The sequence below is a fragment of the Pseudomonas sp. UBA6276 genome, from assembly GCF_002438365.1.
Classification (GTDB): Bacteria; Pseudomonadota; Gammaproteobacteria; order Pseudomonadales; family Pseudomonadaceae; genus Aquipseudomonas; species Aquipseudomonas coleopterorum.
On the sequence record NZ_DJUS01000178.1, the window covers coordinates 12,690 to 20,356 of the forward strand.

General features: G+C 63.4%; 7 protein-coding genes and 1 pseudogene. 7 read left to right on the top strand and 1 reads right to left on the bottom strand.

All coding sequences use genetic code 11. The annotated features are described in order from the left end of the window. From B2V21_RS20060 to B2V21_RS20070, 3 genes and pseudogenes are all read left to right on the top strand, one after another. A pseudogene (locus tag B2V21_RS20060) lies at positions 1 to 175 on the top strand (phosphate ABC transporter ATP-binding protein); the annotation flags it as partial. 54 nt (positions 176 to 229) lie between these two features. Beyond that, positions 230 to 931, top strand: a complete 702-nt coding sequence (locus B2V21_RS20065; protein WP_049859737.1) for a hypothetical protein — start codon at positions 230 to 232, stop codon at positions 929 to 931. Positions 932 to 992: 61 nt separating this feature from the next. Further along, positions 993 to 1,550: a hypothetical protein gene (locus tag B2V21_RS20070; protein WP_236690471.1), complete on the top strand. Its 558-nt coding sequence runs from the start codon at positions 993 to 995 to the stop codon at positions 1,548 to 1,550. Positions 1,551 to 1,559: 9 nt separating this feature from the next. On the opposite strand, the gene B2V21_RS20075 is transcribed toward B2V21_RS20070, so the two are convergent. Next, positions 1,560 to 3,497 carry a sigma 54-interacting transcriptional regulator gene (locus B2V21_RS20075; protein ID WP_286917828.1) on the bottom strand — a complete coding sequence of 646 codons (1,938 nt, stop codon included), beginning with the start codon at positions 3,495 to 3,497 and terminating at the stop codon, positions 1,560 to 1,562. 233 nt (positions 3,498 to 3,730) lie between these two features. Between B2V21_RS20075 and B2V21_RS20080 the strand changes: the two genes are divergently transcribed. The 4 genes from B2V21_RS20080 (at position 3,731) to B2V21_RS20095 (ending at position 7,621) form a co-directional block, all read left to right on the top strand. Further along, positions 3,731 to 4,612 carry a DUF1932 domain-containing protein gene (locus B2V21_RS20080; RefSeq protein WP_286917829.1) on the top strand — a complete coding sequence of 294 codons (882 nt, stop codon included), beginning with the start codon at positions 3,731 to 3,733 and terminating at the stop codon, positions 4,610 to 4,612. 10 nt (positions 4,613 to 4,622) lie between these two features. Next, entirely contained in the window at positions 4,623 to 5,327 is a 705-nt protein-coding gene (locus tag B2V21_RS20085) for an RraA family protein (RefSeq protein ID WP_122742139.1), read from the top strand. 84 nt (positions 5,328 to 5,411) lie between these two features. Then, positions 5,412 to 6,773 (top strand): CitMHS family transporter, encoded by a 1,362-nt coding sequence (locus B2V21_RS20090; RefSeq protein WP_286917830.1) that lies wholly within the window; start codon positions 5,412 to 5,414, stop codon positions 6,771 to 6,773. Between the two features lie 122 nt (positions 6,774 to 6,895). Then, on the top strand, positions 6,896 to 7,621 hold the full coding sequence (locus tag B2V21_RS20095) for a haloacid dehalogenase type II (RefSeq protein WP_286917831.1): 726 nt from the start codon (positions 6,896 to 6,898) through the stop codon (positions 7,619 to 7,621). Positions 7,622 to 7,667: the final 46 nt, after the last annotated feature.

The window sequence follows — 7,667 nt, forward strand, 5'->3', positions numbered from 1 at the left end:
CACCCACAACATGCAGCAGGCCATCCGCGTCGCCGACACGACCGCGTTTTTCTCGGTGGACATCTCCCAGGGCACGCGCACCGGATACCTGGTGGAAATGGGCCCGACCGCGCAGATCTTCGAGAACCCGCGCGAACAGATGACCGGTGATTACATCAGCGGCAAGTTCAGCTGACCGATGGCAGGAAGCCCTCGTTTTGCCTCACTCCTCAAGGATTCAGGATCATTCATGTCGGTAACCCGTCGTCTCGATTTGGCCGCGATCGAACGAGCTCTGCGTGAAGTGCAGGGCCGCTTCGCCGAGCTCAGCAAGCACTTCACCGAGCAGCGTGATCCGTTGACCGACGAGGTGGTGGAGAACGTCCTGGCCGGCTACGCCCTGGTCGACGACTACGTGGCGCAGGGGGTGGACCTGTTCGATCTGCAACAGGTCAACCTCATGCTGGAGATCAACGCCACCGTGCTCTGCGGGCGTGATCCGGCGCGCCGCGTCGAGTTCGCCCAGCACCTGGCCGCCACGGAAGAGCATTTCTTCAACAACACCGAAGGCGGCATCAAGGACCTCTACAACTGGTACTGCACCTACCGCAGCGAGTCGGTCTGGAAGCGTGCGGCAGGCGTGTACGTGCGCATTCTGAGCAAGCCGCAGCTGTTCATCGAAGGCAACAATCGCACCGGCTCGCTGATCGTCAGCTACCTGCTGATCCGCGCAGGGCTACCACCTTTCGTGCTCTCGGTGGATAATGCGCCGGGCTATTTCAACCCCTCGTCGGTGATCCGCAATTCCGCCAAGCATGGCGTCAAGGCGCTTTACGAATTGCCCAAGATCAAGAAGAAGTACGCCGCCTTTCTCGAAGAACAGGCGCCGGACCCGAAAAAGTTCTTCCTCACTCACAAGCAGCTGGCGCTGCATGAGGGCAGGGGACGATGAATCCGACACTCGACAAACGTGGCTCAAACCGATGTGGCAAGCGATCACAGGTCTTATTCCGATGAATCCGTTCAACCGTCCGCGCGTGCGTATTTCATTCGACATCGACGACACCCTGGCATGCCTGCCCCATCACAGCGAGGCCGAGCGCAGCTGGCTGCCTGGCTTCGTCCACCGCTGGCTGGGTGAGCCACTGCGTATCGGCACCCGCTCCTTGACCCGTGAACTGCGCCGTCAGGGTTGCAGCATCTGGGTGTACACCTCGTCGGGCCGCACGCCGGCCTACATCAAGCGCTGGCTGCTGCTGCACGGCATTCGGGTGGATGGCGTGGTCAACAGCGAGGTCCACAGCCGGGCCCTGGCCAGCCATGGCATGAGCCTGTCGCCCTCGAAGTTTCCGCCGGCCTTCGATATCGACCTGCACGTCGACGATTCCGAAGGCGTGGAAAGCGAGGGCCACGAGCACGGCTTTCGCGTGGTCGTGGTCCGTCCCGATGACGACCGCTGGACGCACCGCGTGCTGGATGCGGTGGCGGTGGTCCAGGCGCAATTGACGCGTCAGCAGCAGCCTGTACGCCAAGCCCAGCCGGTCCGCCAGCGCGTCCAGGTCTATTCCTGAAGCCCCAGCCTAGCCCTTCAGCGATGATTCCAGCGGCCCGTAAAGACGGGTCCCGGCGAAGGCCTCCGGGTCCGCCTCCTGATACTTCTTCATGCGCCGCCACAGGGTCGTGGTGCTGATCTGCAACAGCCGCGCCGCCTGTTCACGATTGCCTCGCACGCTCTGCAACGTGTCGAGCAGCACCTGCTGCTCGCTGCGGGCAAGTCCAGGGGTGGCCGGGGCGGGCGGGGGCAAGTCTTCCAGTGCTTCCTCCACCCAGGCGCCGCTCATGTCGCGGCCCTGGCTCATGACCGCCAGACGTTCGACGATATTACCCAGCTGACGAATATTGCCCGGCCATTCGTAGGCGCTCAGCCGCGCCAGCAGCTGCGGTCCAGGGGGCGCAGCGGGGATGCCTGAGCTGGCCAGCAGGTGGGTGACCAGCTCCGGAATGTCCTGACGGCGCTCGCGCAGGGCGGGCAGTTGCAATTTGAGCACGCAGATGCGGTAGAAGAAGTCCTCGCGAAACAACCCCTGGGCGACCAACTGCGGCAGGCGTTTGTTGCTGGCGGTGATGATGCGAATGTCCACCGGCGTGACCTTGTCGTCGCCGATTCGCACCACCTTGCGCTCCTGCAGCGTGCGCAGCAGTTTGAGCTGGATTTCCGCCGATGTTTCGCTGATCTCGTCGAGAAAGATCGTGCCGGTGTGAGCCAGCTCGAACACACCGGCCTTGCCCTCGGCCAGGGCACCGGTGAAAGCGCCTTTCACGTAGCCGAACAGCTCGCTCTCCAGCACGCCAGGTGCGAAGGCTGCGCAGTTGATCGCCACGAACGGACCGTGGCGGCGTTTCGAGGCGTTGTGAATGCTCTGGGCGAACAACTCTTTGCCGGTCCCGGTTTCGCCTTCGATCATCACCGTGCTGTCCACCGCAGCGAAGGTCTGCGCCAGCCGCTTGGCCTTGGCCAGCGCCGGACTGCTGCCGATGATCGAAGCGAAGGTGTTCTCGGCCACGTGCTGGCGCGCCAGTTGCCGGCGCATTTTCTGCTCGATGGCTTTGATTTCAGTCTGCTTCTGCAGGGTTGCGACGGCGCCGATCACCTGTTGGCCCAAGGTGATCGGCGCGATGCTCAGGGTCAGCGACAGGCGCCCCAGGTTGATCAGGGCGCCACGCACCGCCTCGCCCTTGTCCAGCACCCGGGCGAAGTAATCCTGGGGCAGCAGACCGGCCACCTTGGCGCCGCAGCCTACGGCTCCCAGGTACTGGGTGGCGACGTTGTTCATGTTGGTGATGACCCCGTCGCTGTCGATGCTGAAAATGCCTTCGGACACGCAGTCGAGGATGGAGCGAATCATCTCGTAGCGCCCCTGCAGTTCCAGGCGCTTGTGCAGACGCTCCTGCTCGATGCGCAGCAGGTGCAGGGCTTCGTCGATGGCATCGAAGGCGGCGTCAGCATCGGCCTCGGACATCACGTAGCGCAGGCCGCGTGCCCTGACGGCCGGCTCCAGCGACAGACCACCGATGGCCACCTCGATGCCTTCGGCCTGCAGACGGTCGAGTTGCAGGTCGGTGCTCTGGGCGCTGCCGAACGGGTCGATCGAGCAGATGGTCACCTCCGGCATGAAAGGCCGGGCCTTTTCCAGGATGGCGGCGTAACCGTCCGAAGTGGCGAGGAAGGCGATTCGCTGCGACACCTTCAGCGCCTGGTGGTAGGCATTGATGCAATCGAAAAAGGTATGACGCACCTCCACGATCGGCACCTGGAAGCGCTCGCGCAGCACGCTGGCGGTCTTGCCGCGGCTGATCAGCACACTGGCGCCCGCATCGAGCGCCTGCTGCGCCATCAGTACAGCCTGGTGCTGCGCAGCCTCCACCACGGCCACGGTCAGGCCGCGTCGTTCCAATACCTGGTTCATTACGGCGGTAAGGGTGGTGGAGGGGGAGATGACAGCCAGTTTGCCCTGCATGGGAGGCGTCCTTCTTGTTGGAGTTGTCATGGATCGATGGCACGCATTGCACGTTAGGGGCTGATGAAAGCTTTTGCAATCAACTGAAATGACTCAGCAGGCGAGCGGACTGCAGTCTTGTATTCCCGCCGAACTTAACTCACTGAGCCTGCTGGATAAAAACTCCACCAGCGAACTTTGGCACATGCCTTGCTCCCACTCCTTCAATAACAATACAAAGAAGGAACACACGGATGAAACTGGTCTTCATCGGGTTTGGCGAAGCCGCCTACCACCTGGCCACCGGTCTGCACACCCAAGCCGATCTGCAACTCGGCGCCTACGATGCCCACGCAGACGATCCCCAGCGCGGCGCGGCGATCCGCCAGCGTGCCGAGAACACCCGAGTCACACTCTTCGACTCTCTGGAAAACGCCTGCCAAGGCGCCCGCTTCATCCTCTGTCTGACCAGCGCCAGCAGCGCCCTGGCAGTGGCCGAGCGCATCCTGCCGCTGCTCGTAGCCGGGCAAACCTATGTCGACATGAACTCGGCCGCGCCCACCGTCAAGCAGGCCATCGACGCATTGCCCAGGGCCGAAGGCGTGGCGTTCTGCGACGCCGCGGTCATGGGCACGGTGCCCGGCAACAATCACCGCGTGCCCATGTTGCTGGCAGGTGAGGGCGCATCGGTTTTTGCCGAAACGTTCACGCCCCACGGCATGCGTCTGACCGTGCTCGACGCCGAGGCGGGCGCCGCGTCGGCGATCAAGATGCTCAAAAGCGTGGTGATGAAAGGCCTGCCGCAACTGCTGATCGAAGCCTTTCAGGCGGGGGAGAAGTTCGGCGTGCTCGACACACTGGTCGAGTCTCTGGGCGAATCCCTCGATGGCAAGACCGTCGAGCAACTGGCCAACACCTTTACCGCCCGCACCCTGATTCACGCCAAGCGCCGCAGCGCCGAGATGGACGACGTGGTCGCCACCCTCGAAGACGCCGGGGTCGACGCCACCATGTCGCGGGCCAGCCATCGCCAGCTGGAAAAGCTTGCCGCCACCGACTGGCACACGCAACTGGGCGAGAACGGCAGCGAACTGGACTACCGCGCCGCCATTCGCCACCTGGTCAACCATCGCTGAGGACCACTCCATGAATACCGAACACTATCTGCCGCTGCCTGAACTGATCCCCCAAGACCTGCTCGACCGATTCCGCAAGCTCAGTCCCGCCCAGTTGTGCGATGGCATGGCCAAGCTGGGCATCGCCCGCAACGGCGCCATGGACGCCGACCTGATGCCGCTCGACGAGCGCAAGATCATGCTTGGCACCGCGTACACCGTCGACACCGAAGACGGCGACAACTTTCCGATTCACGTGGCCGTGTATCAAGGCCAGCCTGGTTACGTACTGGTGGTCGCCGGCAAGGGCTACCCGGGGCGGGCCTACATCGGCGACCTGATGGCGGGCGCTGCGCAGGCTGTCGGGCTCACCGGGCTGGTCATCGATGGCTGCGTGCGCGACAAGGTACCGCTCGCCGAGCTGGACATCCCTGTCTACGCCAAGGGCTTCATGCAGCGCAGTCCCGGCAAGCAGGGGCCCGGCAAGATCAACACCACCGTGACCTGCGCCGGTGTCGAGGTGGCAGCGGGCGATCTGGTGTTCGGCGATTACGACGGCGTTACCGTGGTGCCGCGGGCACGCCTGTTGGAAGTGCTCGAAGCATCGGAAAAGAAGAGCGCCTACGAAGAGCAGCGCCGCGAAGTGATCGACCACTACGTGCGCTGCCGCGACGGCGGCGAGCCGCTGCCTGAGCTGGCACCCGACTGGGTCACCCAATTGCTGCAGGGCCGCTGAAGCCCGACAGGCTCGGCGGCCGAGGCCGGGCCTGCGTAACAGACGCTGCTTCTCACGATAAAAATAATAGGTGGAGACGTTCGGATGCTGACCATTCTGGGCTATACGTTGATCACGTCGTTCCTGCTGCTGGTGATCAGGCAGAAACTTTCGCCCTTCACTGGCTTGATCGTCGTGTCACTGGCGGTCGGAGTGCTGGTTTGCCTGCTCAGCGGTGTGCCGCTGGAGATGATCATTAAGTGGATCAGGGAGGGCCTGTTCTATTCCCAGGGCGCAGAGGGCAAGGTCTCCCTGGGCACCGTGAACCCGACGGTGATGATTCTGTTCGCCGTGCTGTATTTCAGCCTGATGATGAACGTGGGGCTGTTCGACCCGCTGTGCACCTACCTGATCCGCAAGGCCAACGGCGACCCGCTGAAGATCATCCTGGTGACGGCATTCACCTCCTCGGTGGTGACCCTGGACGGTGACGGCACCACCACCATCCTGATCATCACCACCGCGTTCCTGCCGCTGTACAAGCAGATGGGCATGAAGCTGTCCAACCTGGCCATGCTGATCATCCTGCCGTGCGGGCTGGGCAACTGCCTACCCTGGGGCGGTCCGTTGGCACGGGCGGCGGCGGTGCTCAACCTCGAGGTCAACACGCTGTTCGTGGCGATCCTGCCGATTCTGGGGGTGTCGTTCATCTACGTGTTCGGCATGGCTTACCTGATGGGCATCAAGGAGCGCAAGCGCCTGGGCTTCGTTGCCGGTGAAAAGGTCATTGTCACCGCCGAGCAGATCGCCGACATGGTCACGGTCATCGAAGACCACGACAAGGAACTGAAGCGACCCAAGCTGTTTCTGTTCAACCTGGCACTGACGGTGGCCATGCTGGTGATCCTCATCGCCGGCTGGGCCAGTGGCGCGGTGGTGTTCATGCTGGGCACGGCGCTGGCACTGACCGTCAACTACACCGCGGTGGAGCAGCGCGAGCGCATCACCGCCAACGGCGGCGATGCGGTGGCGGTGGCATCGATCATTCTGGCGGCGGGCTGCTTTCTCGGCATATTCAACGGCAGCGGCATGGCCGGCGCGGTGGCCGAGCACATGGCCAGCCTGATTCCCGAATCGATGGGCAGCCACACGGCGCTGATCTTCGCCTTCCTCGGCGCGCTGGCCTGCTACGCATTGCCGGTGGATGCGTACTATTTCGGCATCCTGCCGGTGGTCGCGCCGATCGCATACAGCTTTGGCATCACCCCCACCGAAATCGGCGTCGCTTCGTTCATGGGTCAGGCGCTGCGCTACGCCAGCCCCACCGTGGCCTGGCTGTTCCTGCTGATGAACCGCACCGAGATGACCTTCGGTGAATACCAGAAGGAGTTCTTCAAGTGGTCGCTGCCGATGTTCGGGATCTTTCTGGTCACGGCAATCGTGACCGGCGAACTGCCGATCGGTTGAGCTCAGTGGTTGGCGTTCATCGTGCCTGCGGTGAATTCCAATCAAACGGCCGAGGTGCACGCCGGTCTATCCCTGTACAGCGAGTGCGGGGATATCCCCTGCGCCATCGTCGAGGGCAAAACATGAACCCTGTGTTCGATCAGGTCGCTTTCCTGGGTTTCGACGTATTCGGTACCGTCGTCGACTGGCGTACCAGCGTGGCACGGGAGGTGGAACCCTTTCTGGCGCGTCATGCCATTTCAGTCGATCCGTTGCAGTTCGCCAGCGATTGGCGCGGGCTGTATCAGCCCTCGATGGGGGAGGTGAGGTCGGGGCGGCGGCAATACGTGACGTTGGATGTGCTCAACCGCGAGAACCTGGACACGGTGCTGACGCGACATGGCGTGGACCTGGCCACTATCCCGGTCCAGCAGCGCGACGAGCTGACCAGGGCATGGGAACGCCTCGACCCGTGGCCCGACTCCGTGGCCGGGCTCACTCGACTCAAGCGCAGGTTTGCCATCGGCGCGCTGTCCAACGGGCACATTGCCGGGATGCTCAACCTGGCCCGATATGCCGGTCTGCCTTGGGACGTGATTGGCGGTGCAGAACTGAGCCGCTCCTACAAGCCGCAGGCGGTGACCTATCAACGGACCATCGCCGCCGTGGGGCGTTTGCCCGAGGAAACCGCGATGGTCGCCGCGCACAACGACGATCTGGTCGCGGCACGGGAAAACGGCATGCGCACGGTATTCGTCTGCCGGCCCACCGAGTACGGAGCCCAGCAGACCAAGGATCTCGCTCCGACCCAGGCGTGGGACATCGTCGTCAGCTCATTGACTGAAGCCGCCGACGCGCTGGGCTGCTGAATAGACGGCGTCGGCGGGGGGGGGGGCGCGCGGCGCCCCCCCCCCC

Coding starts and splice junctions, on each gene's coding strand:
- B2V21_RS20065 (WP_049859737.1), top strand. CDS start 230: ATGTCGGTAACCCGTCGTCTCGATTTGGCCGCGATCGAACGAGCTCTG.
- B2V21_RS20070 (WP_236690471.1), top strand. CDS start 993: ATGAATCCGTTCAACCGTCCGCGCGTGCGTATTTCATTCGACATCGAC.
- B2V21_RS20075 (WP_286917828.1), bottom strand. CDS start 3,497: ATGCAGGGCAAACTGGCTGTCATCTCCCCCTCCACCACCCTTACCGCC.
- B2V21_RS20080 (WP_286917829.1), top strand. CDS start 3,731: ATGAAACTGGTCTTCATCGGGTTTGGCGAAGCCGCCTACCACCTGGCC.
- B2V21_RS20085 (WP_122742139.1), top strand. CDS start 4,623: ATGAATACCGAACACTATCTGCCGCTGCCTGAACTGATCCCCCAAGAC.
- B2V21_RS20090 (WP_286917830.1), top strand. CDS start 5,412: ATGCTGACCATTCTGGGCTATACGTTGATCACGTCGTTCCTGCTGCTG.
- B2V21_RS20095 (WP_286917831.1), top strand. CDS start 6,896: ATGAACCCTGTGTTCGATCAGGTCGCTTTCCTGGGTTTCGACGTATTC.